Origin of the sequence: Streptomyces boninensis, from assembly GCF_048572725.1 — a bacterium.
GTDB lineage: Bacteria > Actinomycetota > Actinomycetes > Streptomycetales > Streptomycetaceae > Streptomyces > Streptomyces boninensis.
In genome coordinates this window covers 431,151-456,918 of sequence record NZ_CP183837.1, presented here as the reverse complement: position 1 = coordinate 456,918, position 25,768 = coordinate 431,151, and the positions used below count along the sequence as shown (strand labels likewise).

Sequence of the window (25,768 nt, the reverse complement as noted above, 5' to 3'; positions counted from 1 at the left end):
TGAAAGGGGACATTCTGTCGTATTGACATGATCATGCAGGGTGATGAGCCTGGCATCTGCGCACAAATGTGCCGCATCGCTGCAAGGGGGGCTCATGAGACGAAGAGTAAGCGCGGTGCTCACCGCGGCCGCACTCCTGGCGGGCGGATTGCTTGCCGCACCGCCTGCCCAGGGGAAAGTGCCGGCGGCCGATGAACCGGCCGCGGCGGATGCCGTCAAGGTGTTCCGCGCGGAGGTCACCAAGGAGCAGGTGCCGCTGCTGCTGAAGGCGGGTCAGGACGGGCATGAACTGGCCGAGCGGGCACCGCAGAAGGGCACCGCGAGCATCGAGCTGTATCTGACCGACCAGCAGGCCGATCAGCTGCGCGGGCAGGGCGTCGAGATGTCCGAGCACAAGGTCTCCGCGCGGGCACAGCAGAAGCTCGCGGCCGCCGGCGACGGCGTCTTCCGCCCGTACGGCGGAAAGGGCGGGCTCAAGGAGGAGATCGTCAAGACCGGTCAGGCGCACGACGGGATCACGAAGGTCGTGTCGATCGGCAAGACCGTCAAGGGCCAGGACATCCTCGCGCTCAAGATCAGCAAGAACGCCGACCGCACACGCGACGGCTCCAAGCCCTCCACCCTCTACCTCTCCAACCAGCACGCCCGCGAGTGGATCACTCCCGAGATGACCCGCCGCCTGATGCACCACTACCTCGACAGCTACGGCAAGGACCCGCGGGTCACCAAGATCATCGACAACACTGAGCTGTGGTTCGTCCTCTCCGCCAACCCCGACGGCTACGACTACACGCACGCCGCCGACGGCAACCGCCAATGGCGCAAGAACATGCGGGACAACGACAAGGACGGTACCCACACCGCCGCCGACGGCGTCGACCTCAACCGCAACTTCGCCTACAAGTGGGGCTACGACGACGAAGGTTCGTCTCCGGACTTCTCCAGCGAGACCTATCGCGGCACCTCCGCGATGTCCGAGCCGGAGACGGCGGCGATGGACCGCTTCCAGAAGCGGATCGGCTTCACGTACGGGATCAACTACCACTCCGCCGCCGAACTGCTGCTCTACGGGGTGGGCTGGCAGGTGGCCACGCCGTCCCCGGACGACGTGCTCTACAAGGCGCTCGCCGGAACGCCGGAGAACTCCGCGGTGCCCGGCTACCGGCCGCAGATCTCGTCCGAGCTGTACACCACCAACGGCGACACCGACGGGCACGCGGCCAATGTCAATGGCGCGGCATTCTTCACGCCGGAGATGTCGACCTGCCAGACCATCTCCAACCTCGATCCGAACGACCCCTGGAACGCGGAGGACTGCGCCTCCGTCTTCACCTTCCCCGATGACGAGAAGCTGATCCAGGACGAGTTCGCCAAGAACATCCCGTTCGCGCTGGCGGTCGCCGAGACCGCGATGCACCCCGACCAGCCGTCCTCGCCGGTCGGCATCGAGGCGCCGGACTTCACGGTCGACAAGTTCACCACCTCGTACGCCCGCGGCGCGGACCAGGAAGTGACCGTCACCGCCCGCAAGTCGGTGCGCGACAAGGAGCTCAACTACCGCATCAACGGCGGCCGTACGCACGACGAGGACCTGGACTCCTGGCGCGGCGGCGAGCGCTTCGGCGGCGAGGACAACCTCTACTTCGACGAATACCGCGCGGAGATCGAGGACGCCGACCCGGGCGACAAGGTCGAGGTCTGGTACACCGGCCGTACGAAGAAGGGCAAGCGGGTCTCCAGCGAGCACTTCACGTACACGGTCGCCGAGCGGCCCCGCGCCTCCACTCTCGTGGTGGCGGAGGAAGGCGCCGCACAGAAGCACGCGCAGAAGTACGTGGACGCGCTGAAGGCCAATGGCCGCAGCGCGATCGTCTGGGACGTCGCCACCCAGGGCGCCCCGCACCCGCTGGCCGTGCTCGCGCACTTCGGCACGGTGGTGCACTACACCGGCGACCCGGCGCCCGGCGGCCCCACGACCCTTGCCCTGCGGGCGTATCTCAACGAGGGCGGCAAGGTCGTCGTCGCCGGCGAGCGCGCGGGCGGGAATGTACGGATCGGGCGCGCGAACTCCGATGACTTCGCGCAGTACTACCTCGGTGCGTACGAGCGGCTCGCGGCGCCTGGCGCGCAGACCTTCGACGGCGACGGGGCGCTGGGCGGCGTGGACACGCCCGTCTCGGGAGCCGAAGGCAATCCGCTGGACAGCGCGGGCCGCTACACGGTCACGTCGGACACGCTGCCGGCGGACGATTTCCCGCTGTTCAGGAGCGCCCAGGCCGGCAGCTATCCCGGCGTCGCGAATCCGTATGCCCCGTACGAAGGCGCGGGCATGGCCTCGTCGAAGCACGCGGACAGCGACTGGCAGCGGCTCACCCGGACCATCGACCTGACCGGGGTGACCGCGGCCGACGCGCCGGAGCTGCGGATGACCGTGAACTGGAATGTCGAGCCCGGCTACGACCACGCGCTGCTCGAAGCGCGTACGGCGGGCGGCGACGACTGGACGACCCTGGCCGACAAGAACGGGAACACCTCGCAGACCGTCCCCGAGGAGTGCGGGGCAGGGTTCTTCATGCAGTCGCACCCGTTCCTGGCGCGCTATCTGACCCGCAGCGGCAGCACCTGCACCGCTGGCGGTACGAGCGGGGCCTGGAACTCGCTGACCGGCGCCTCAGACGGCTGGAAGCCACTGGCCTTCGACCTCAGCGCCTACGCCGGGAAGAAGGTCGAGGTGTCCCTGAGCAATGTCACCGACCCGTCGTTCGGGCTGCGCGGCGTCTTCGCCGACAACGCCCAGGTGGCAGTCGGCGGTCAGGTCACGGAGACCGAGGGCTTCGAGGCCTCGCTCGGCGCCTGGAACGTGTCCGCACCACCGGCCGGAAGCCCGAACATCACGGGCGACTGGTCCAGGACCGGCGAGCTCTACAAGCCGTACGCGGCGGTCACCACGCGTGACAGCGTCCTCGTCGGCTTCGGCCTGGAACACATCCCCGGCCAGCCGGCTCGCAACCAGCTCATGGGCAAGGCCCTTGCCGCGCTGAGCCGCTGACCCGAGGCCGAAGACCCGGGCCGGACCGGCATAGGTGGTGTCGGTCCGGCCCGGCTTTGGCCGTGGGGACGGTGCTCAGCGCAGGTAGTGGCCGAACTCCGACTTGGTGACCGGGGCTCCGAGGTCGACCGGAGCGAAGGAGGTCGCGTCGTCCGTGGTCAGGCCGGCGGCGGAGCCGCGCAGGGCCCACACGGCGCCCGCCGACGCGTTCTCCGCGACCGCGGCGGCGGCAAGGTCGCGGTGACCGTCGCCGTTGATGTCGAGGAGCTCACACGACTCGCCGAACTTGTCGCCCTTCTCGGCGACTCCGGGCACCCCGGCCGTGTTCTGGTGCACGTTCTTGCTGCCCTCGCCGACCACGCCCTTGGCGCTGCCGTGCAGCAGTGCGACCGAGCCCGCGTCGGCGAGGCCGCTGAAGTCCTCGCCGGCGATGCCGACGGCGACGTCCGCGTGGCCGTCGCCGGTCACGTCCTCCACCGCGATGCAGGAGCCGACCCGGTCGCCGGACTCCTGAGCGCCGTAGAAGCCCGGCAGCGTCTGGTCGAAGGTCTGCTTGCGGTCGCTGGGGCCGTCCGCGGAGCCGTGGACGACGGTGACCTTGCCGCCGCCCTGGCCGCTGCCGAGGACCACGTCGTCGAAGCCGTCGGCATCGATGTCACCGAGGTCGACCGAGCTCTCGTCGCCGCTGGCGGCGAAGTCCTCGAGCGCGGCCGAGTTGGTGAAGCCCTTGGCGCCGCCGAGCAGCACGTGGTTGCCCCACACGCCGTCGCCGTCGTACGTCCAGACAGCGATGTCATCGTGCTTGTCGCCGTTGACGTCGCCGACGGCCTTGGGCAGCACCGGGCCGCTGATCGAGTCCGGGCCGTCGATGCACGAGTCGGTGTCGGCGCAGCCCGCGCCGTCGTCGTCGTAGCCCCACCACTCGGACGGGTCGAGGAAGTCGAGCTTCTTGGTGGGCTTGCCGTCCCGCGAGATCGGGCCCTTCCAGAGGTTCGCCGGCTGCTTCACCGGGTCGTCGCCCGCGACCTCGGCGGCGCCGAAGAGGGCCAGGTCGGCCTTGCCGTCGGCGTCGAAGTCGCCCACCTGCGGCGCGCGTTCGAAGCCGGGCAGGGCGGTGCCGCCGGTGAGGCCGTCGGCCGAGCCCCAGAGCACCACGGCGCCCGCGCCGCCATCGGCCGTACCGATCACCAGGTCGCTGTGGCCGTCGCCGTCCAGGTCGCCCTTGGCGAAGGTCTGCCCGAAGCGTTCCTTCGCCGTGGCGCTGCCCGGCACGCCGCTCGTCGAGCGGCTCACGAGGGTCTTGTCCGCCGGGTCGATCCCGTCCGCGGAGCCGTACGTCACGGCCACGTACCCCGCGCCGGCCTTGCCGGAGACGGTGCCGCCGGGTGCGCCGGAGACGAGGTCGGCGAAGCCGTCGCCGTTGAAGTCGTCCGCCGCGGCCGCCTTGCCGTCCGCGGCGCTCGCCTCGTCGGGCGCGAAGGACCAGACGGTGAGGCCGCCGGCCACCAGGGCCGCCGCCGCGAGCGGCGCGACCGCACGCCGGCCGAGGCCGGCGCGGGCGTGCCGGGCTCCTTGTCCTTCAGGGTGTTGTTTCACGAAATGTCCTTTGGTCGTCATGCTCTGTCCATCCAACCCCGTTCGCCCCAGTGGACCTCGTGGGCACCACGATGGTTGTACGGAACCGGCATTCGGACGGCGCCGATCACATCGGATGCCGTCAATCACCCGACTTGGTGCACAGTGAATCTCTATGACTACACCTGCGGAGCTGCTGCGCTCCTTCGCCCGCACACGCGCCTCGCTCGACGGCGAGGAGGTCACCTACTGGTGGACGGGAGACATCTACTCCTGGGCCCCCGACGAGCCGTACCAACGCATCCTCGGCTTCGAGGGGCTGAACGTCGCCCGCCTCGTCCAGGATGACGAAGCCGGCCCGGACGCCTACCAGCTACTCGCCCGGGAGGCCGCGTTCTTCCTGGACCCCGCCAGCCGCGAGATTCTGCGGACCTGGCAGGACCTGCCGGTGCTGCACATCTGGAACGACCCGGTGAACCAGAGGTGGCGGCCCTTCCCCATCCCGACGACCGAGCTCGGCGGGCAGGTGTGCTTCAGCCTGGAGATCCCGCTGTCCTATCCATCGCCGCTGCCCGTGGCCGACTACCCCGTGCACTCGGCCGGCGACACGTACAAGGCTCTCGAGTGCTTCCAGTTCTTCGCCGGCCACGGCGACCTGGCGGGCACGGCGCCCAGCGTCCCGGCCACCATGTCGTGGACGCGGATGTCTCCCTGGCTTCCGTGGATGGCCCGCGGACAGCGGCCCGGCGGCCTCACCTTCCACTGCCGGGGACGCAAGCTCGACTCCTACCAGGAGGTCCCGCAGCGCACCCGTGCCTACATCGCCGCGCACCACCCGCACTTCGCGCACGCCCCGGAGAAGTGGAGCGAGCCGAACGAGACCAGCTGGACGTACTTCCGCAAGCTCCACCCGCCGGAATAGGTTCCGTCATCCGATGCCGAGCGTGCGGTCGCCGAGTCGCTTGACGTCCGTCGCCGGACTTCCGCCGACACCCGCGAAGGGGAGCGAGGAATGGGGCCGGTCGACCCGCTCGACGAGGTAAGAGCGGCCGTCCCTGACCGGGAGTTCGACGACCGCGTCCGTAGTCGGGCCGGCGATCGGGCGGCCCTCGCCGGTGGCGCCGTCCACGACCCGTACCTCGTGGCCCGGCCAGGGGTTGGCGACCTTCAGGGTGCCGTCCTCGGCCGCCTGGATGCCGACGACGTCGGGCTCGCCGTCGCGCACCTGGGCGCTGACCCGGTGCCCGCCCTGGATCTGCACCGAGCCGGAGACGTCCCAGTCGGCCGGCCAGGCGGGTGCGACCCGTACGACACCCTCGTACGACTGGACCAGCGACTCCTGCAGCGCGGAGGCGACGACCGAGTTCCAGCCGTTGTAGTAGTTCGTCTGCTCGGTCGGGTCGTCGTTCTTGCCGTGGGAGCCGAACCCGTTGGGGAAGATCTGGAAGTCCTTCGTGCCCTGGACGAGCAGGTCCTTCATCTCACCCGGCAGGCCGAGCCTGGCCGCGAGGAGCGAGTCCTCGGCCCATTCCCGGGTCTGCACGAACACCCGGTTGCGGAAGGTCGACTGCATGAGTTCCGAATCCGCTCCGTACAGCCCCCAGGGGAAAAGCGGCTCGGTGTCGGGGTTCTGCGTGTTGTGCGCTTCCTCGTCGGTGGCCGACCAGGCTATGACCTCCTCGCCGTTGCGCGTGGTCCGGTGGAAGTCCGGGATCTTCGGCAGGGCCGCCCGCAGCTGTGCCGCCAGCTTCTTTTCGCCCCGCCGGTCCGCCTGCCCGGCGATGATCGGGAAGATCACCCGCATCGCGGCGAGGTCCGGTGCGGGATCGGTGGCGTCCCACTGCGTCTCCATGGCGTTCACATGGTGCAGATGCAGCTTCCCGTCGTCGCCCTCCTCGAGGATCGACAGGTAAAAGCGCACCACGTCCCGCATGAGCGGATAGGACTCGTCGAGGACGGCACGATTGCCCGTGTAGCGGTACTGGAGCCACAGGTTGTAGATGACCTCGGGTCCCGTCGAGACGATGCGGTTCAGCCAGCTCGGCTCCATGCTGCTGTCGCAGGCCTCCGCGGTGCCGTCGTAGCGGAGGTACTCGGGCACACAGACGCCCGCCTCCGCCTCGGGCCAGTGGGTGCGGGTCCACTCCCGCATCTCCTTGAGGCGATCGAGGTAGAGGCGGAAGTACGGCCTGTTGAACTCCTCGGTGTCCGCGCCGAAGTTGGTGTAGACGGGCTGGCGCAGGTTGAAGCCCCACCAGTAGTCGGCCGACCAGTGGACCTCGTCCTGCCAGGGCGAGAACATGTTGATCACGCCGCCGTGGCTGCTCGGCACCGAGCCGCGCATCGTGGCGGCCGTCATGTAGAGCTGCTGCGCCCGCAGGTGCTCCATGTACTCGCCGACGCCGTCCCGCGAGTCGATCCGCATCGGCGCCGCCTTCGACCAGAAGCGGTGCCACCACCGCTCGTGCGCGTCGTCGATGTCCTCCCCGGACGATCCGGCGAGCGCCTTGTCCGCCGCCGCCCCGAGGTCGCCGCCGGTGTACGCGGGGACACCGGTGACGATACGGAAGCTGCCGTCGGCGCGCGGCTTGAAGCTCACCCGTACGGTGCCGCCGTCGACGACCTTGGAGCTCACGTCGCGCCCGGACGCGGTCAGCGCCGCGACCGCCCCCGTCGTACCGCCGGACGCGTCGTCCGCGAACGTCTCGGCCAGCGCGGCAACCGCGCCGCCGGCATACGTCGACGGTGAGCGCCCTTCCCAGAGCCGCAGATCGGCGGTCTGTGTCCGGTCCGGGTCGGCTCCGGTCACCTCCAGGACGAACTGGTCCTTGTCGGCCCGGACGTAGCCGCGGGCGGACATGCCGCCGCCGCGCTGCGTCAGGTCGGCCTCATGCAGCCGCAGCCGACCGTCGTAGTCGGATGCCTGCATGAGCGGGCTCAGGCCGGGGACGGTGAGCTGGCCCGCGGACTTCAGATCCGGGAACGTGTCGGACCGGTTGAGCTGCGCCCGGAGCCCCTCCTCACCCTCCGCCCATATGGCCGCGCCCAGCGTGCCGTTGCCGACCGGCATGCTCTGGTACGGGCGGCTCGCGGGCTTCTCGAGTACGAAGTCCGACCGGGACACGACGCCCTTGGTGTCGACCTGGAGCGCTCCGTTCCGCCATGCCGTCGTGGGCTCGGCCTGCCCCTGCGGGTGCGCGGGTCCGCCCGTTCCCGCAAGTAACGCGGTGACGAGCACGGTCACGAACACGGCCCTGCGAGCCATCGGATCTCCTCATCGCGACAATCGATTCAATGGAGTCAACTCCTGCCACCTGCCGACCAATTGACGTGGCAGCGCCGCTCTTCTAACGTGAGCCCCTCGTTCCCCATTGATACGTTTCAAACGTCGCAGCGTCAAGGAGCGTAACCACGTGACTCAGGTGAAGGTGGTGCTGGCCGCGGCCCTCGCCTGGTGCTGCGTCCTGACCGTTCTGGCCGGTCCGCCGCCCGCGTCCGCCCGGCCGGCGGAGGGGTTCGTTTCCCGATTCGTGGATCCGCCGGCCGCCTTCCGCCCCTTCTACCGGTACTGGCATCCGGGTGGGCGGATGGACCCGGCCACGCTGCGAGCGGACTTCGAGGCGATGCGGGAGGGGGGCGCCGGCGGTGTCGAGCTCGTCAACTTCGTCCGCGACAACGAGATCGCTCCCATCGAGGGCTACGACCCCGCGGTACACGGTTTCGGGACGCCGGCGTGGCGCACCGGTTTCGCCGCCGCCCAACGGATCGGGCGGGACAAGGGTCTTCAGGTCGACGCGCTGTACACGTCCAAGTGGTCGGCCAACCTGCCGACCGTGTCGCCGGACGGGCGCGGCTCGGCCAAGGAGCTGTCCCTCGCCACCGCCATGCTGGACGGCGGCGAGACGTACGCAGCTCGCGTACCCGAACCGGATCTTCCCGATCGGGTCCACAAGCGGCAGCTGGTCGCGCTCCGGGCCTACCCGTGTCGTGAGAACTGCGGTGGCTCAGGGTTGCCGGTCCTCGACCAGGCGAGGTCCGTCGACCTCAAGCCCCGGCTCACTACCGGCCGGCGCCTGGACTGGACCGCTCCGGGCGGCGCCGCGCGGTGGGTGCTGGTCGCGTCGTGGCTGCACGGGACCGGGCAGCTGGTCGAGGGTGCGGAGACGGCGGGCGACTCCTTCGTGGTGGACCATTTCAGCCGCGATGGATTCGGCGCGGTGCGGGACTTCTGGACGAAGCGGGTGCTCGACCCGAAGGTCCGGTCCGCTCTCGCCGCCGGCGGCGGCTCGCTGTTCTTCGACTCGCTCGAGCTGAACCGCGACGGCAAGCAGCTCCGGCACTGGACCGCCGGCTTCCTGCGCGAATTCAAGGAGCGCCGGGGGTACGACCTGGAGCCGTACATTCCGGCGCTCGCCCTGCGCGACCCGGCGTTCGAGCTGCCGGGAGACAAGGGCGAGCGGGTGCGCGAGGACTACCGGCGCACGCTGCAGGAGCTGTTCCGCGACGAGCACCTGCTGCCGCTGCGGGCATGGGCGCACCAGCTCGGGCTGACGCTTCGCGGCCAGCCGTACAGCTCCTGGGGGCCCAGCTTCGCGGATCCGATCGAGTCCTCGTCGCTGCTAGACATCCCGGAGGGGGAGGACCGCTCCTTCAACGCCGGTGCGGGGCAGGACTTCATCGAGACGCAGGGCGCCGACGCCTACCGCAGCCTGGCGACCGCCGCCCATGTGACCGGCCGCCCGGTGGTGTCGACGGAGTGCTGCGCGTCGTTCGGCAGGGCGCATCGCGTGACCCGCCAGGAGCTGCTCTCGCACCTGAACCAGAACTTCTCCGCCGGTGCCAATCGCGTGGTGTGGCACGGCTGGTCCCACGACGCGCCGGGTACCGCGTCGACCTGGCCGGGCTGGGCGGCATTCGGCAATACCGGAGTCGATGACTCCTACGGGCCACGCAATCCCACCTGGGCCGACGACCGCCGCATCAACGACTACGCCGCCCGCCTGCAGGTGGCGCTCCGCGCCGGCAAGCCCCGTACCGACATCGCCGTCTACCACCAGAAGCCTGGACACAGCGCGGAAGGAACCGTCGGCGAGCGGTACTTCACCAGCTCGGCCCTGGAGGACCGCGGCTTCACCTACGGCTTCGTCAACGCGTCCCTGCTTACCGGCGACGACACACCGGTCGCCGGTAAGACCCTGGCTCCGGACGGCCCCCGTTTCCGCGCCTTCGTCCTCGACGACGAGGAGGCGGTCGACCTGGATGTCGCGCGGCGGATCGTGGACATGGCCCGCCGCGGCCTTCCCGTCGTCGTGGTCGGCGGCGCGCCGAGCCGCGCCACGGGCAACCGCGCGGCCGACGACGCGGCGGTGCGCGCCGCCTTCGAGGAGCTGCGCCGGTACGGCAACGTCCGGTGGGTGGGCCGCGAGGGCGACGTGCCGCAGGCGCTGGACGACCTCGGAGTCCAGGCGCGAGCGGCGTTCGAGAAGCCCTCGACGCTGGTCGGAGTCGGGCGCAGCGCCAAGAGGTCCGACACTTTCTACTGGTACAACGCCTCGGAGCGACGCGAGCGGGCGACCGCCTCCGTCGCGGCGGACGGCATCCCGTACCGGCTGGACCCCTGGACCGGTGCGATCACGCGGCTGCCGGCGTCGGTGAAGGACGGTCGTATGCGGATCGACCTGGACGTCGCACCCGGGGACGTCGCTCTCGTCATGGTCAGTGACGTACCGCTGGACGCCGCCGCGGCCGAAGCTCCCCGCGTCGCCGACGCCGGGGCCGGCCGCCCCCTGTCCGACTGGGACCTGACGGTCGAGTCCTGGCATCGGGGGACGGGGCCGCAGGACACCGTCGTCACCCGCCTGCCGAAGAGGCGCGTGACCGCCTCGGACACCGACGGACGACTGCCTTCCTGGGGAAGTCTCGACGGTCTCGAAGCCGTGTCCGGAGTGGGGACCTACCGTACGACGTTCGACCTGGACGGCAGGTGGCGGGGACGAGGGGCACACCTCGACCTGGGCGAGATCACCACCACGTACCGCGTCGAGGTCAACGGAAAGGACGTCGGTCCCGTCGACCAACTCGACTCCTCCCGGATCGACATCGGCCCGCTGCTGCGACCAGGTGAGAACACGATCGTGGTCAAGGTCGCCTCCATGCTCGGCAATGCCGTCGCCGGAAAGACGGTCGACGACTACGGACTGATCGGACCCGCCCGCCTCTTCCCACACTCCTAGGGAGCCGCACGTGAAGCCCGTACCCTCACGACGCACGCTCCTGCGCGGAGCCGCGGCCGCAGCTGCTTTGAACCCCGCGCTCGGTGCCCCGGCCGCCGAAGCGCGGGGGAGTGGCGGCGGGCGCGGCGTACCGGACCGGAGAATGCGGGAGGTCTACGAGGAGGCGCTGACGCCCTACAAGCACGGAGTCGTTCTCGAGAACGACCTCGGCTTCGCGGACGGGCCGTGCGTCTTCCGCCTGGACGACGCCTGGTACATGACCTATTTCGTGCTGCACGAAGAGGGCGCTCCCCGTAACGGATACACCACCGAGATCGCCAGGAGCACGGACCTGCTGCAGTGGGAGCCGCTCGGCTCGCTGCTGCCCTTCCGGGACGGGACCTGGGACGCCGCGCAGGCGGCCGGCTCGATCGCGCTCCCGAGCACCGCATGGGGCGCGAGCCGCCCGCACCGGCACGACGGCAGATACTGGATGTCGTATTTCGGCGGCGACCAGGAGGGGTTCGAGCCGGGCCCGCTCGCCATCGCCACGGCGGCCAGCGCCACGCCGCTGGCGCCGTCGACCTGGACGCGCCCCGACCGCCCGGCGCTGGACCCCACCGACGCCGGGGCGCGGTGGTGGGAGAACTACCGCCACTTCCGCTCCACGGTCGTCCACGACCCCGGCGAAACGCTCGGGGCGCCGTTCGTGATGTTCTACAACGCCAGGGGCGGCACGATCGACGACTGGAGCGAGCACATCGGCATGGCCGTTTCGACGGACATGACCGAGTGGACCCGCTACCGGACCGACCCCGTCATCTCGAACGCGCCTCTCGAAGGGGACGGCGGGCTGTCAGGTGATCCCCAGATCGTCCGCATGGGCGACGTCTGGGTCATGTTCTACTTCGGAGCCTTCTGGCGGAACGGCGCCTTCGACACCTTCGCCTGCTCCTACGACCTGGTGCACTGGACACAGTGGTCAGGGCCGATGCTCGTCGCCCCGACGGAGGCCTTCGACCGCACGTACGCCCACAAGCCGTGGATCGTCAAGCATGAGGGCACGGTCTACCACTTCTACACGGCGGTCGGAGACAAGCGCTCGATCGCCGTGGCCACATCGCGCGATCTCAGCGGCCGCCAGGACCCCGGAGCCGAGCGCGTGACGGCGTCGTACACGCACTGGACGACCAGCGTGTCCTCGGTCCGGGACGGCGTCGCCGAGCCGGACGGCTCCCTGTGGACCGCTTACGAGACCCCCAACTTCCAGGACTGGATCGAGGTTGCCTTCCCCGAGCCCCGCAGAATCTCCGGTCTGAGGCTGTACGTCCACGACGACGGCGCACACATCCGGCCCCCGCGCCACTACCACGTCGAGATCAACGCCGGCGGGGGATGGGCCGCTGTGGACCGCGTGGAGCGGACGCCCGGGGAGCCCGGCGCGGGTGCGAACACCGTGACGTTCCGGCCCGTGCGGGTCAGGCGGGTGCGGCTCTACCTCCACCATCGCCGCGGGGGAGTCAGCCCCGACGGTGGCGGCATGTACTCCGGGCTCACCGAGATCGAGTTCCTCTGAGCCGTTCGCCACCCACTCCTACCGAAGGTGCCCTCCGATGAACGACGATGCCCTGGATCGCCGCAGCTTCGCCGCGGGATCCTTCTTCCTGACGATGGCGTCCGCCGGCCTTGCCGTACCGGCCGCGGCGGCTACCCGCGACGATGATTCCGCTCCGCAGCAGGCGGTACGGGTCGAGGGCCGCCGTACCGGCTTCGACACCGGCTGGCGCTTCGAGCTCGTCGATGCCGAGGACGCGAGCGGCGCCGACGCGGCCGCGGCCGACCCGGCGTACGACGACTCCTCGTGGCGCGACGTGACGCTCCCGCACGACTGGAGCATCGAGCGTCTCCCGGCGGCCGACGGCGGCGTCAACGCGGGCACCGGCTGGTTCCAGGGAGGCCTCGGCTGGTACCGCAAGGAGTTCGTCCTGCCGGCGTCGCTGGACGGATCACGCGTCTCGCTCGAGTTCGACGGGGTCTACATGGACTGTGAGGTCTACCTCGACGGCCGGCTGCTCGTGAGCCATCCGTACGGCTACACGGGATTTGCGGCCGACCTCACCGATCTGGTGCACACCGACGGCCGCACCTCGAACGTCGTCGCCGTGAAGGTGCGCAATCCGGTGCCCACCAGCCGGTGGTATACGGGCAGCGGCATCTACCGGCATGTCCACCTGGTCGTCACCGCCCCGGTCCATGTCGCCCGGCACGGAGTCTTCGTCACGACGCCCGGCCTTGAGCGCACGGCCTCGCAGGGGTACGCCGACGTCCGGGTGCGGACGTCGGTCGCGGACAACCGCAAGTCTCCGGGCACAGAGGTGACCGTCGTCTCGACCGTGCAAGATCCGCAGGGGCGGATAGTCGGAACGGACCGCACGACCGTAACGACGGGTGCGGAGCCGACGACCGCGACCGGGAAGCTCCGAATCAGCCGCCCGCGGCTGTGGTCGACCGACGAACCCACGCTGTACACGCTCAAGACCGAGCTGTACGACGGAACGCGGAGACTCGACCGCACGACGACCCGCTTCGGGATGCGGTACTTCGCCATCGATCCGGATTCCGGCTTCTCCCTCAACGGCACGTCCATGAAGCTGCAGGGCGTCAACCTCCACCACGACCTCGGCGCCCTGGGCGCGGCGGTGAACGCCGACGCGATCGAGCGTCAGCTGCGGATCATGCGGAGCATGGGCGTCAACTCCGTGCGTCTTTCCCACAACCCGCCGTCGCCGGAGATGCTGGCGCTCTGCGACCGGATGGGCTTCCTCGCGATCGACGAGGCCTTCGACATGTGGAGCCGGCGCAAGGTCACCAACGACTACTCGCGCTTCTTCGACGAGCACAGCGACGCGGACCTGCGCGAGATGGTGAACGCGGCCAAGAACTCCCCGTCAGTCATCATGTGGTCGGTCGGCAACGAGATCCCCGACACCACCGTCCCCGAGGGCGTCCCCATCGCCCGGCGGCTCATCGACACGGTCCGTTCGATGGATCCGACCCGGCCCGTCGTCATGGGCTCCGACAAGTACCGCACCCTGCCCGCCAAGGGCTCGCCGCAGGACGTGATCCTGCGCATGCTGGACGGTGTCGGCGTCAACTACAACACGGCGGTGTCGGTGGACGACCTGCACGCCGCCTACCCGGACACGTTCTTCTTCGAGAGCGAGTCGGCCGCGCAGACCTCGACCCGCGGCAGCTACCAGGACCCGGACCAGCTCAACACGGGCCAGAACTACTCGCCTGGCAGGCGCGACTGCTCGTCGTACGACAACATGTCCGAATCGTGGTCGATGCAGGCCGAGTACACGCTCAAGAAGGACCGTGACCGGCCGTGGTACGCCGGGCAGTTCCTCTGGGCGGGCATCGACTACCTCGGGGAACCCACTCCGTACGACGTGTTCCCGGTGCGGTCGTCCTTCTTCGGGGCCGTCGACACCGCCGGCCTCCCGAAGGACAACTACTACCTCTTCCGCAGCCAGTGGACCTCGGACCCGATGGTCCACCTTCTGCCCATGGACTGGACCAGCCACAAGGAGGGCGACATCGTGCAGGTCCGGGCGTACGCGAACGCCGACACCGTCGAGCTCTTCCTCGACGGGCGTTCGCTGGGCATCCGGCGCTTCGACCGCAAGCGGACCACCGACGGCAGACCGTATCTGGAGACGACCGAGGCGACGCATGACGACAAGACGGTGACGTCGGGTGCGTACCCCGGCAGCTACACGAGCCCGGGCGGGAGCGCCGGTCACCTGCACCTGACGTGGGACGTGCCGTTCCGGCCCGGACGGCTGGCCGCGGTCGCCCGGCGCGACGGCCGCGTGGTCGCCCGCGACGAGGTGGCCACCGCCGGGGCAGCCCACGGCCTCCGGCTGCGTGCGGACCGGGCCGCAATCCCCGGGGACGGAAGGTCGCTGGCGTTCGTGACCGCCGAGGTGATCGACGCGCACGGTGTGGTCGTGCCCACCGCCGACGACCTCGTGACCTGGGACGTGTCCGGGCCCGGCCTCCTGGCCGGACTGGACAACGGACGCCAGGAGGACGCGGAGGGACATCGAGGTCCGTCCCGTACCGTCTTCAAGGGCAAGGGCCTGGCGATCATCCAGTCACAGGGCCGGCCCGGACCGATCAGGGTGACCGCGCGGGCCTCAGGGCTGCGCTCAGCCACCGCAACGGTGACCGCGACCTCGTCAAGCACCGCCATCACACCCCGGCCCGCGCCCTCCACCCCTGTCGTGCCTCCCATCCCACTGCCCGAGGACGCGCGGGCGGACGCGAGCTACTCGGGCAGCGAGGACACGTTGCCGCAGCAGCTGCTGGACGGCGACACCACGACCGTCGGATGGTCGAACCTCTACGTAAAGCCGGCCTCACTCCTGCTGCCCGAATTCAGCCTGGCCCACCCCGAGGAGTGGGTGTCGGTCGCCTGGCCGGACGAGCGCGACCTCGAGAAGGTGACGGCCTACTTCACGGTGGACGAGTCCCGGGCGCTGCCCAAAGCCGTGCGGGTGAGCACATGGAACGGCCGCGCCTGGGTCCCGGCCGACGGGGTGCACATCGACTGGGCGACCGGGTCGCACCAACCCACGGCCATCCGCTTCGACCGGGCCCGTACCACCCGGATCCGGCTGCTTCTGACGAGCGTGGCGCCGGACACCCCACACGGATTTCTGGGCATCGCCCACCTGGAATTCTGAGCCCCCCGGCCCTCGTGGCTGTCCTGTGGGTGCTCACCCTGGGAGTTCGGCGGCCCCATGGGCCTGCCGCCGGTAGTCCCGCGGTGATAGGCCGTAGGCGGCGTGGAAGCCGCGGCTGAAGGCCGGCGGATGGGTGAAGCCCCAGCGAGCGGCGATCGTGTGGATGGGCCAGGAGGCGCGAGCCGGGTCCGCGAGGTCGCCTCGGGCGTTCTCCAGTCGCTCGCGGCGGATGAACTCCGCGACGGTGTGACCGTGCCCGCTGAAGAGGCGGTGCAGGCAGCGGACGGAGATGTGGTGGGCGGCCGCGATGGTGCCGGGAGACAGCCGCGGGTCGCCCAGATGCTGGTGGATGAAGGCCTTGATGCGCAGATAGAGGGCGCCGTCCCGGGCTTCCTGCGGTACGGACCGCTCGTCGTCGAGGTGCTGGGCCAGCAGGACCGTGAACAGGTCGCAGAGGATCCCGCCCAGGCGCGGGCCGTCGGCGGGCCGGCAGGGGACGCTGCCGGTGCTCAGGACGGTGAGGAACTGGCGGAGTACCGCGGCGATGCCGTCGTGCCCGGGCGCCCACGCCGTCGACAGGCGGTCGAGCTTGCTTCCGGACAGGGGGAGTTGCGCCCGTGGAAGGAGAGCGGCCACCGACGCGGCGGTGTGCCGCCCTCCGTCGATCCAGGCTTCGAAGGGTCTGAAGGTGGGGTAGACGACCAGGTCGTCGCGGTCGGATGCGAATTCCCTGCCGCCCTGAGTGATCGCTTGCGCACCGCGGAGCGACAGCCCCAGCACGTACAGCTCCGGATCGGACCGGCGGATCAGCGCCGGCGTCCGCCGGGTTCGCATGGACGAATAGGTCAGGACGGTTACGTGAGCGACGCCCAGCTCCGCGAACCGCAGCGAGGCGCGGAAGTCGGTCGCGGCATCCAGGCTGAACGCCATGGGGGCGTGGGCCCGGGCAGTCAGCTCGCGCCAGGCCTCGGGCCGGTCCGAAACCGGTAAGTCATCGCTGTTGAACACGCTCTCCAACATGGCCTGCCCCCCCGGCGGACGCGCGTCTGCAGGCGTCCCCTCCGAACCTATTTGCCCCGTACATGCCACGGGTGCTGGGGTCCATGTACAGGCAACTGCCGCCGCGCGCAAGGGAATCGACGCAGGGAGACGGTGCCGCCCCGTTCAAGGAAGGAGCGGGAAGTGGAGACGAGTGGGCTGCGGCCGCTATTGCCAGCCGGCGTCGTCACAGTCGATCAGCGTGTTGACGTTATAGATACAGACCGCCATCTGTACGTAGCGGGTGGCTTGATTGGCCCCATAGCCGGCATTGCGGTCGGGTACCCATTTGCCCGTGGTTCCTCCTACGGAACTGACGACGGTTGCGTAGTGCCAGCCGCTCCAGCCGCCACGATCCGCTACCTGGTACCGAATGCGCAACTCGGCATGACGTCCATCGCCGACGGTGTCCATGACCCGCCCAGTGACGTAGACGTCAAGTGTGCCGCGCCAGCAGATGTCCAGCTCGGCCAGCCCTCGGTCTCGCCCGTCATGAACCACAACGCTGTCGACCCATCTGGAGTTGAAGTAGTCAGGGTCGCAGTTCCAGTGGTTCAGGTTGTGCCACTCATCCGAGGCGTACGCGGTCGTGGGGGCCAGGAACCCGACCGCCAAGGCTGCCCCCGTCGCCATCGCCCATCTCCTCTTCCAGCCCATCAGCCCACCACCTGATCTGTCGTCCAAATTGGCCTCTCTCACTGTTGGGGACCGGACGACAGCTGTCGTTGCCAGCGAGCGCCAGACTTGTTGACGATGCGCGCCAGGTGAGCCGCCGCCATCGCCGGTCCGGATCCGTAGCCCGGCGCGTTACGAGACAAGTGCGCCTCCACGGTCACCGCGTTGGTCGAGGGTCTTCCAGAAGGCGTAGTCATGCTCCTTGGCGAAGTCCACCGGGCGGATGCCGCCGGGGTCCGAGGCGAGGGTCTGGACGTTCGGATCATTCTGTCCGACAGCGCGCGCTTTGCCGCTGTCCACCGACGGGCGTGCCCACTTGGCGTCGGTGAGGGCGGCGGCGACGGCCAGGGCGGGGGAGTCCCCGTGGGCGCTCACCGGGTAGCGCGCCATGATGCGCTCGACGTTCTCCGCGCCGAACTCTGCCTCCAGCCTCGCCCGGTAGTCGCCTTCGTCGAGCTGCGCGTCGGGGTCGCCGGTCTCGGCTACGGCCTCCGCGGGGGAGCGCGGCAGCAGCTTTCCGCCGTGGACCGGGGTGTATGTCGGGCCGGTGCCGAAGAGGGTGATCTATTGCTCGGGGGCGGCGTCGCACCAGTGGGCCAGGCCGTGACCGAGCAGGTCCCGCATCAGTGACGCGGTGGTGTGCCGGCTGACCGGACACTACGGCGGGTCGTCATGCTGTCGTCAGCAGGACATCAGGAACGCGTTAAAACTGCCGGGTTCGGGAAATGAACGCCCTCGCCCTCCCCTGCCACTATCAGGTCAGCGGCGCACCACAGCGTCGAAATCCGGCAAGGGGGACAGGGCATGGGGGCGTTCGTCGCGGCTGCGCTGGGGTTTCCCGCCGTCGTGTTCACCTATGCGCTGCTGGTGGTCGTCGGGTACTGGCTGTTCGCGCTCGCCTCCGGGCTGATCGAGGAGGGAAGCGGCGAGGTGGCCGGCGGCGCCGGAGGGGACGGCGGCGGCCTCGCCGGCCTGCCCGGCGCGCTTGGTCTCGGCGGCGTGCCGGTGACCGTGTCGCTCTCGGTGGTCGTGGCGGTCGGCTGGTTCGCGGCGCTGGCCGCGGGCGTCGGCATCGACGCCGCCGGGTTCAGCGGGCCGTCCGCCTGGCTTACGGGGGTAGTCGGGCTGGCGGCCGCGCTGATGGCTGGCTGGGGTGCGGCCCGAGGGGTGGCCGTGCCGCTGCGGCGGCTCACGGCGGACGCCACGCCGCCGACCCGCGCCGACCTGGTGGGGCAGTTGTGCACCGTGCGGACCTCGACGGTGGACGAATGCTTCGGTCAGGCCGAGGCGTACGCGCACGACGGCTCCACCGCCATCGTGCAGGTCCGGGCCGAGCCCGACGCCGGGCTCACGGCCGGCCGTATCGCGCTGATCTTCGATTACGACGCCGACGGCGAGTTCTTCCGGGTCGCTCCCTTCGACCTCTGAACAGAACCGCGTCGCGAGACAAGGAATTCTTCGATGGAAGTCATCACCACGGGCTTCGGCGTGCTGCTCGCCGTGCTCCTGCTCATCGGCCTCGCCGTGCTCTGCATACTCACCCGGCTGTTCCGCAAGGTCCAGCAGGGCCATGCGCTGATCGTCTCCAAGATGCGCAAGGTCGATGTGACCTTCACCGGCACCGTCGTGCTGCCGGTGCTGCACAAGGCCGAGCTGATGGACATCTCGGTGAAGACCATCGAGATCACCCGGACCGGCAAGGAAGGGCTGATCTGCCGGGACAACATCCGCGCCGACATCCGCATCTCCTTCTTCGTACGGGTCAACAAGACCGCCGAGGACGTCGTCAAGGTCGCGCAGGCCATCGGCACCGCGCGCGCCAGCGACCAGGAGACGCTGCAGGAGCTGTTCAACGCGAAGTTCTCCGAGGCGCTGAAGACCGTCGGCAAGCAACTGGACTTCGCCGACCTCTACACCAAGCGCGACGAGTTCCGCGACCGGATCATCCGCGTCATCGGCACCGACCTCAACGGCTACAGCCTTGAGGACGCCGCCATCGACTACCTGGAGCAGACCCCGCTCGGCCAGCTCGACGCGCAGAACATCCTCGACGCCCAGGGCATCCGGAAGATCACCGAACTGACCGCGGTGGAGAACGTCCGCACCAACGAGCTCAAGCGCGACGAGGAGAAGGAGATCACCCGCAAGAACGTCGAGGCCCGCGAGGCCGTGCTGGAGCTGGAGCGCCGCGAGGCCGACGCCGAGGCGAAGCAGCAGCGGGAGGTCAACACCGTACGGGCCCGGGAGGAGGCCGAGACCGCCAAGGTGCAGGCGGAGGAGCGGCTGAAGGCATCCAGCGCGTACATCAGGACCGAGGAGCAGGTCGGCATCCAGGAGGAGAACCGCGAGCGCGAGGTCGCCGTGGCCCGGCTCAACCGCGACCGGGTCGTCGCCATCGAGAACGAGCGGATCGAGAAGGACCGGCTGCTGGAGGTCATCGCCAGGGAGCGGGAGACCGAGCTGCGCCGCATCGCCAAGGACAAGGAACTCGAGGGTGAGCGCCGCGATATCGCGGACGTGATCCGGGAGCGGATCGCGGTGGAGAAGACCGTCGCGCAGCAGGAGGAGGAGATCAAGAAGCTGCGTACGGTCGAGGAGGCCGAGCGCGAGCGGCAGGCCCTGATCATCGCGGCCGAGGCGCAGGCGCAGGAGCGTCTGGTCAAGGACATCAAGGCCGCGGAGGCCGCGGAAGCCGCCGCGCAGCACTGGGCCGCCGAGGCGCTGACGAAGGCCGAGGCGCGACGCAAGGCCGCCGACCTGGACGCGACCGCCGCGGTGAAGCTGGCCGAGGGCAAGCAGGCCGACACGGCCGCCACCGGCCTGGCCGAGGCGCAGGTGCGGGAGCGCAGCGCGGAGGCCATCCACAAGGTGGGCAAGGCCGAGGCGGACGTCGCCCGCGACAAGGCGCTGGCGGACGCCGACGGGCTGCGGGAGAAGCTGAAGGCGGAGGCCGACGGCATCAACGAGAAGGCCGCGGCGATGGCGGCGCTGGACGCGGCCGGCCGGGGGCACGAGGAGTACCGGCTGCGGCTGGCGGCGGAGAAGGACGTCCGGCTGGCGTCGATCGATGTGCACGCAAAGATCGCCGAGGCGCAGGCATCCGTGCTGGCCACGGGGCTGGAGAACGCGGACATCAGCATCGTCGGCGGCGACAGCGTCTTCTTCGACAAGCTCGTCGGCGCGGTGTCCGCGGGCAAGGCCGTCGACGGTTTCGTCGGCAACTCCCAGGCGGTGCAGGCGATGGCGGGCCCGTGGCTGGACGCGGACGGCTCCACCTTCACCCAGGACCTGGGCACGCTCGCCTCCGGCCTGGGCACGGCGGGGCTGCGGGACCTGACGCTGTCCGGTCTGCTCACGCGGCTGATCGCCGCCGGCGGCCCGAACGCCCCCGCGCTGACCGAGCTGCTGGAGACGGCCCGCGGCTCCGGCGCGGCGGAGCTGCCGCTCGCGGCACTCGCCGCTCCGGCCGCATCCGCCGCTCCGGCCGCATCCGCCGCGGCCAACGGCGGCCCGGCCAAGGGCTGAACGGCCGGGGACCGATCCCCGCGCCGGGAGGGTACGCACCCGAGTCCCCTCCCGGCGCCCGCCGCATCCATCACCCCAAGGAGCTGAACCGCGGTGACATCCGCCCGCGAGGTGACATCCACCTCCGAAGCCCGCCTGGACACCGGCACCTACGAGGTCCTGCGCGACCGGCTGCGCACCGCCGCCCGGGACCTCGCCGGACGCGCCGCGGCCCTCAACACCCGCCGCATCGCCACCTTCGGCGGCACCAAAGCCCAGCTGCTCGGCACCGAGCGCATCCGCACCGAGCACAACTGCGTGCCCCGCGACATCGTCGAGGCCGGCGGCCGGCTGCTGTTCGGCTACAACGTCTTCCCCGGCCTGAAGCCGGAGACCGAGATCGGCGACGTCTTCGCCCTCCAGCACCACGAGACCGGCACCGACGGTGAACCCGCGATCCGCTTCACTCCGGCCGAGCTGCCCGGCCTGCTCGACGACCCCGCATTCATACGGGACTTCGCCGAACTCCACCGCTACTACGCCGACGCCCGGCTGCTCCAGCTGCGCCGCCTCGGCCCGCTGCTCCTCGCCGTCTTCCAGGTCGGCGCGCAGACCTCCGACATCCGCGTGCTGCGCTGGCGCATCGCCCCCGACGGCACCGTGGCCTACGTGGACAACCGCGGCGAGCGCGATCACACCTTCCCCGCCGCCCACGACTTCACGTGGACACCGGCCACCCGAGCGGAGCACGTGCTGGGCCGGCACCCGCATGTGGCGATCCAGGACACCGTCTACGTCGCGTGCGTCGGCGGCACCCTCACCGTAAAGCCGGAGAACGACACCGAGACCGGCGAGGGCAGCTACAGCGAGCCGGTCGACGAGCCGCTGCAGGCGCTCGCAGACGCCGAGATCGAGCATGCTCGCATCGGCCCGCTGATTCTGCTGCGCGTGCTGCCGTACAACGAAACCACCCGCCGCCACCTCGTCTTCAACACCCGCACCCGCGAAGTGGTCCGCCTCGACGGCATCGGCCAGGCCTGCCGCCGGCTGCCCGAGGACCAGGGCATCGTCTTCCCCGGCGGCTACTACCTCGCCGACGCCCCGGCGGGCCGAGCCGCGAAGACCTTCGACACCGACACCACCGACCTCGAATACGAGCGCGCGATCCGCTCCCCGAATGGCGAGGACGTGCTGTACGTCTTCCACGCCCGCGCCGCCGGGCGGACCCTGCTGCTGCCGTACAACGTCATCCGCAAGGAGACCGGCACGCCCTGGCAGACGCACGGCTGGTCGCTCTTCGACGACGGCACGATGATCGTCTTCCGGGTGGCGAGCGACGAGCCCACCCGCGTCCACCCGATGCAGGTGTGGCACACGCCGTTCTGCTCCGACGCCTACGCCGCCGCCCGTCCGGACGGCACCGGGCCGCTGGCCCGGATCGGCAACGCCGACCTCGTACGCGGCATCTCCGACTGCCTGTCGGTGGCGCGGATGGCCGACGAGATGGAGCCGAACGTGGCCGTCTTCGAGGCGATCACCGCTGCGGCGACGCGGTTCGCGGACAGCTACCACTGGCTGGACGCCGAGCTCGAAGGCGAGGCCTGTCTTGCCGAGCCGCTGACGGCTGTCCGGGCCGCCGCCGAGCAGGTGGTCGAGGAGTTCGAGCGGGTCGAGGCGCTGCGCCGCCAGGCCGCCGACGCCCTCGGCGAAGCCGCGGTGGCCACCGCCACGCTGGTACGGCGCATCCGCGGCGAACAGCCGCACACCGCCGACGGCTGGGTGCGGCAGATCGCCGCGCTCCGGCGGGCCCAAGGCCGGCTGGAGACGCTCCGGGAGACCCGCTACATCGACCACGGCGAGATCGACGCGCTCGCCGCGGGCCTGGCTGACGACCTCGCCGCCACCGGCCGCCGCGCCGTCGCCTTCCTCGCCGACGAGCACGCCTTCGACGCCAGCCACGAGGCGGTCGCCCAACTCGCCGACGAGGCCACGGCGGCGGAGACGGTCGCGGCCACCGAGCCGGTCGCCGAGCGGATCGCCGAACAGGCCGCCGCGCTCGGCATCGTCACCGAGGTGGTCGGCTCCCTGGACCTCGCCGACGCGACCGTACGCACCTCCATCCTGTCCCGCATCGGCGATGTGCTGGGCGCGGTCAACCGCGCCCGCGCGCTGCTCGACGCCCGCCGCCGCGCGCTGCTTGAGCAGGAGGGCCGGGCGGCCTTCACCGCCGAGTTCGCACTGCTCAGCCAGGCGGTAACCGGGGCGCTGGCCGCCGCCGGCACCCCGCAGGCCTGCGACGACGAGCTCGGCCGGCTGCTGGTGCAGGTGGAGAACCTGGAGGCCCGCTTCGGCACGTTCGAGGACTTCGCGGCCCAACTCGCGGCCCGCCGCGACGAGATCTACGAGACGTTCGCCGCCCGCAAGCAGCAGCAGCTCGACGAGCGGGCCCGGCACGCCGACCGCCTGGCCGCCTCCGCCGAGCGCGTCCTGGGCACCATCCGCCGCCGCGCCGCCGCCCTCACCACCGCGGACGACATCAATGCCTTCTTCGCCGCCGATCCGCTGGTGGCCAAGATCCGTACGACGGCAGCGGAGCTGCGCACGCTGGACGCCGCGGTGCGCGCCGGCGAGCTCGACGGCCGGCTCACCGCCGCCCGCCAGGAGGCGGCCCGCGCGCTGCGCGACCGCGGCGACCTGTACGACGCGGCGGGCACGCTGCGCCTGGGCCGGCACCGCTTCGCCGTCAGCACCCAGCCGGCCGAGCTCACCCTCGTCCCGCACGACGGCGCCATGTCCTTCGCCATCACCGGCACCGACTATCGCGCCCGCGTCCACGACACCGGCTTCACCGCCACCCGCGCCTTCTGGGACCAGCCGCTGGTCTCGGAGTCGCCGGAGGTCTACCGGGCGGAGTACCTGGCGGCCCGGCTGCTGCCGGAGATCGCTCCGGGCGCCCCCGCGAACGCCGACTCGCTCACCGGACTCGCCCGCCACACCGCGCAGGCGGCGTACGACGAGGGCTACGACCGCGGCGTCCACGACCACGACGCGGCCGCCATCCTCGCCGCTCTGCTGCGGCTGCGCGAGCAGGCCGGACCACTGCGGTTCACCCCTGAAATACGCGCGGCGGCACAGCTGTTCTGGGCCTACGGAGCCGACGAGCCGCAGCGCGACGCCTGGACGACGCGCGCGCAGTCGCTCACCCGGGCGCAGACGGCGTTCGGCGCCGTCGGCGCGGTGGCGGAGCTGTCGGAGGAGCTGGCCGCGCGCGCCGCCGGCTTCCTTGCGGGGGCGGGGCTGCCCGCTGCCAGGACGCCCGCTGCCGTGGGCGCGTACCTGTGCGAGGAACTCGCCGCCGCCGACCCGGCCTTCGTCACCAGCCCCGGCGCCCGCACCCTGCTCGGCGGTTTCCGCGACGCCCTCGGCGGCCCCGCCGCCAAGGAGTTCGCCGCCGACCTCGACTCCCTCGGCGGCGACCTCGCCGCCCGGCACCAGCTCGCCGCCGCCTGGCTCGGGGCGTACGCCGGTCAGGCCGCCGAGCTGCCGGAGGCGATCGCCGTGGAGCTCACCGGCGACCGGCTGCCCCGGCACGCGTCAGAGGGCCCTGTCAGCGCCACCGTTGACGGTCTGCTCGGCGCACACCCGCGCATCGAGGGCGGCCGCCTGGAGCTGCGCCTGGACGAGTTCCTGGTCCGTACGGGGGACTTCCGCGAGACCCGGGTGCCCGCCTACCGCTCTTACGCCGCCCGCCGCGCGGAACTACTCGCCGCCGAACGGGACCGCCTGGGCCTGGAGACGTACCGCCCCCAGGTCATGCCCGCCTTCGTCCGCAACCGCCTGCTGGACGAGGTCTACCTGCCGCTCGTCGGCGACAACCTCGCCAAGCAACTCGGCGCGCACGGCGACGGCCGCCGCACCGACAGCCAGGGCCTGCTCCTCCTGCTCTCCCCGCCCGGCTACGGCAAGACGACGCTGCTGGAGTATGTCGCCGCCCGCCTCGGGCTGCTCTTCGTCAAGGTGGACGGCCCGGCGCTCGGCCACCGCACCACCTCACTTGACCCGGCCGCAGCGCCCGACGCCACCGCCCGCCGCGAGGTCGAGAAGATCAACTTCGCGCTGGCGCTCGGCAGCAACACCCTCCTCTGCCTCGACGACATCCAGCACACCTCCCCTGAGCTGCTGCAGAAGTTCATTCCGCTGTGCGACGCCCAGCGCCGGATGGAGGGGGTGTGGGAGGACCAGCCGCGGACGTACGACCTGCGCGGCAAGCGCTTCGCGGTGTGCATGGCGGGCAACCCGTTCACCGAGTCCGGCGCCCGCTTCCGCATCCCGGACATGCTCGCCAACCGTGCCGATGTGTGGAACCTCGGCGACGTGCTGTCCGGCAAGGACGACCTCTTCGCCCTCAGCCACATCGAGAACGCGCTGACCGCGAACCCGGTCCTCGCCCCGCTGGCCGCCCGCGACCGCGCGGACCTCGACCTGCTGCTCCGCCGCGCCGCCCGCGACGGGACGGCGACGCCGGACCGGCTCACGCACCCGTACCCGCCGGCCGAACTGGACGAGATCGTCTCGGTGCTGGACAAGCTCCTGCGGATCCGCGACACGGTGCTCACGGTCAACGCCGCCTACATCGCCTCGGCCGGTCAGGCGCCGGAGACCCGCACCGAACCGCCCTTCCTGCTCCAAGGCTCGTACCGCAACACAGCCCGCCTCGCGGAACGCCTGGTCCCTGCCATGAACGCCGGCGACGTCCAGGCCCTCATCGACGACCACTACCTCGGCGAGGCCCAGACCCTCACCACCGGCGCCGAGTCCAACCTCCTGAAACTGGCGGAACTCCGCGGCCGCCTCGCCCCGGCACAGGAGGCCCGCTGGGCGGAGGTGAAGTCGGCCTACAGGCGGATCACTGCGGGCCGTGGCTAGCGGCGGGGACCGCCTGGTGCGTTACGCTGGCGCCCATC

13 protein-coding genes are annotated in these 25,768 nt (G+C 70.7%); 8 read left to right on the top strand and 5 right to left on the bottom strand.

What is annotated here, in order from left to right; genetic code table 11:
- Positions 1-94 precede the first annotated feature (94 nt).
- The gene (locus tag ACNNMR_RS02040) at positions 95-3,049 is read left to right on the top strand and encodes a M14 family zinc carboxypeptidase (RefSeq protein WP_419992729.1); all 2,955 of its coding nucleotides are present in this window, start codon (positions 95-97) and stop codon (positions 3,047-3,049) included.
- Positions 3,050-3,124: 75 nt separating this feature from the next.
- Here ACNNMR_RS02040 and ACNNMR_RS02035 read toward each other — a convergent pair whose 3' ends face one another.
- Positions 3,125-4,645 (bottom strand): FG-GAP repeat domain-containing protein, encoded by a 1,521-nt coding sequence (locus ACNNMR_RS02035; RefSeq protein ID WP_419992728.1) that lies wholly within the window; start codon positions 4,643-4,645, stop codon positions 3,125-3,127.
- Between the two features lie 154 nt (positions 4,646-4,799).
- On the opposite strand from ACNNMR_RS02035, the gene ACNNMR_RS02030 reads away from it, so the two are divergent.
- Positions 4,800-5,546, top strand: coding sequence for a DUF1838 family protein (locus ACNNMR_RS02030; protein ID WP_419992727.1), 747 nt, complete (start codon positions 4,800-4,802; stop codon positions 5,544-5,546).
- 6 nt (positions 5,547-5,552) lie between these two features.
- Here the strand turns inward: ACNNMR_RS02030 and ACNNMR_RS02025 are convergent, their stop codons facing one another.
- A complete protein-coding gene (locus tag ACNNMR_RS02025; protein ID WP_419992726.1) occupies positions 5,553-7,889 on the bottom strand; it encodes a glycosyl hydrolase family 95 catalytic domain-containing protein in 2,337 nt (778 codons plus the stop codon).
- Positions 7,890-8,037: 148 nt separating this feature from the next.
- Here ACNNMR_RS02025 and ACNNMR_RS02020 point away from each other — a divergent pair, with 148 nt between their 5' ends.
- From ACNNMR_RS02020 to ACNNMR_RS02010, 3 genes are read left to right on the top strand one after another with little or no spacing between them, the layout of a single operon-like run.
- Positions 8,038-10,857, top strand: a complete 2,820-nt coding sequence (locus tag ACNNMR_RS02020; protein WP_419992725.1) for a glycosyl hydrolase — start codon at positions 8,038-8,040, stop codon at positions 10,855-10,857.
- A 10-nt stretch (positions 10,858-10,867) separates the two neighbouring features.
- A complete protein-coding gene (locus ACNNMR_RS02015; protein ID WP_419992724.1) occupies positions 10,868-12,412 on the top strand; it encodes a discoidin domain-containing protein in 1,545 nt (514 codons plus the stop codon).
- A gap of 37 nt (positions 12,413-12,449) precedes the next feature.
- The gene (locus ACNNMR_RS02010) at positions 12,450-15,587 is read left to right on the top strand and encodes a glycoside hydrolase family 2 TIM barrel-domain containing protein (protein ID WP_419992723.1); all 3,138 of its coding nucleotides are present in this window, start codon (positions 12,450-12,452) and stop codon (positions 15,585-15,587) included.
- A gap of 33 nt (positions 15,588-15,620) precedes the next feature.
- Here ACNNMR_RS02010 and ACNNMR_RS02005 read toward each other — a convergent pair whose 3' ends face one another.
- The 3 genes from ACNNMR_RS02005 to ACNNMR_RS01995 all read right to left on the bottom strand — a co-directional run bounded on the left by ACNNMR_RS02005 (position 15,621) and on the right by ACNNMR_RS01995 (position 17,690).
- Positions 15,621-16,607 (bottom strand): helix-turn-helix domain-containing protein, encoded by a 987-nt coding sequence (locus tag ACNNMR_RS02005; RefSeq protein WP_419992722.1) that lies wholly within the window; start codon positions 16,605-16,607, stop codon positions 15,621-15,623.
- 186 nt (positions 16,608-16,793) lie between these two features.
- On the bottom strand, positions 16,794-17,258 hold the full coding sequence (locus ACNNMR_RS02000) for a hypothetical protein (RefSeq protein ID WP_419992721.1): 465 nt from the start codon (positions 17,256-17,258) through the stop codon (positions 16,794-16,796).
- A 174-nt stretch (positions 17,259-17,432) separates the two neighbouring features.
- Positions 17,433-17,690: a hypothetical protein gene (locus ACNNMR_RS01995; RefSeq protein WP_419992720.1), complete on the bottom strand. Its 258-nt coding sequence runs from the start codon at positions 17,688-17,690 to the stop codon at positions 17,433-17,435.
- Between the two features lie 414 nt (positions 17,691-18,104).
- Between ACNNMR_RS01995 and ACNNMR_RS01990 the strand changes: the two genes are divergently transcribed.
- The 3 genes from ACNNMR_RS01990 (at position 18,105) to ACNNMR_RS01980 (ending at position 25,730) form a co-directional block, all read left to right on the top strand.
- Complete coding sequence (locus tag ACNNMR_RS01990) at positions 18,105-18,728, top strand: hypothetical protein (RefSeq protein ID WP_419992719.1); 624 nt, start codon at positions 18,105-18,107, stop codon at positions 18,726-18,728.
- Positions 18,729-18,761: 33 nt separating this feature from the next.
- Complete coding sequence (locus tag ACNNMR_RS01985; protein WP_419992718.1) at positions 18,762-20,825, top strand: SPFH domain-containing protein; 2,064 nt, start codon at positions 18,762-18,764, stop codon at positions 20,823-20,825.
- A 93-nt stretch (positions 20,826-20,918) separates the two neighbouring features.
- Entirely contained in the window at positions 20,919-25,730 is a 4,812-nt protein-coding gene (locus ACNNMR_RS01980; protein ID WP_419992717.1) for a DNA repair ATPase, read from the top strand.
- The last annotated feature ends 38 nt before the right edge of the window (positions 25,731-25,768 follow it).

Excerpts from the sequence above, each read along its gene's own strand:
- ACNNMR_RS02030 (WP_419992727.1), top strand. The coding sequence starts at position 4,800 with ATGACTACACCTGCGGAGCTGCTGCGCTCCTTCGCCCGCACACGCGCC.
- ACNNMR_RS02040 (WP_419992729.1), top strand. The coding sequence starts at position 95 with ATGAGACGAAGAGTAAGCGCGGTGCTCACCGCGGCCGCACTCCTGGCG.
- ACNNMR_RS02005 (WP_419992722.1), bottom strand. The coding sequence starts at position 16,607 with ATGTTGGAGAGCGTGTTCAACAGCGATGACTTACCGGTTTCGGACCGG.
- ACNNMR_RS01995 (WP_419992720.1), bottom strand. The coding sequence starts at position 17,690 with ATGGCGCGCTACCCGGTGAGCGCCCACGGGGACTCCCCCGCCCTGGCC.
- ACNNMR_RS02025 (WP_419992726.1), bottom strand. The coding sequence starts at position 7,889 with ATGGCTCGCAGGGCCGTGTTCGTGACCGTGCTCGTCACCGCGTTACTT.
- ACNNMR_RS02010 (WP_419992723.1), top strand. The coding sequence starts at position 12,450 with ATGAACGACGATGCCCTGGATCGCCGCAGCTTCGCCGCGGGATCCTTC.
- ACNNMR_RS02000 (WP_419992721.1), bottom strand. The coding sequence starts at position 17,258 with ATGGCGACGGGGGCAGCCTTGGCGGTCGGGTTCCTGGCCCCCACGACC.
- ACNNMR_RS01985 (WP_419992718.1), top strand. The coding sequence starts at position 18,762 with ATGGAAGTCATCACCACGGGCTTCGGCGTGCTGCTCGCCGTGCTCCTG.
- ACNNMR_RS01990 (WP_419992719.1), top strand. The coding sequence starts at position 18,105 with ATGGGGGCGTTCGTCGCGGCTGCGCTGGGGTTTCCCGCCGTCGTGTTC.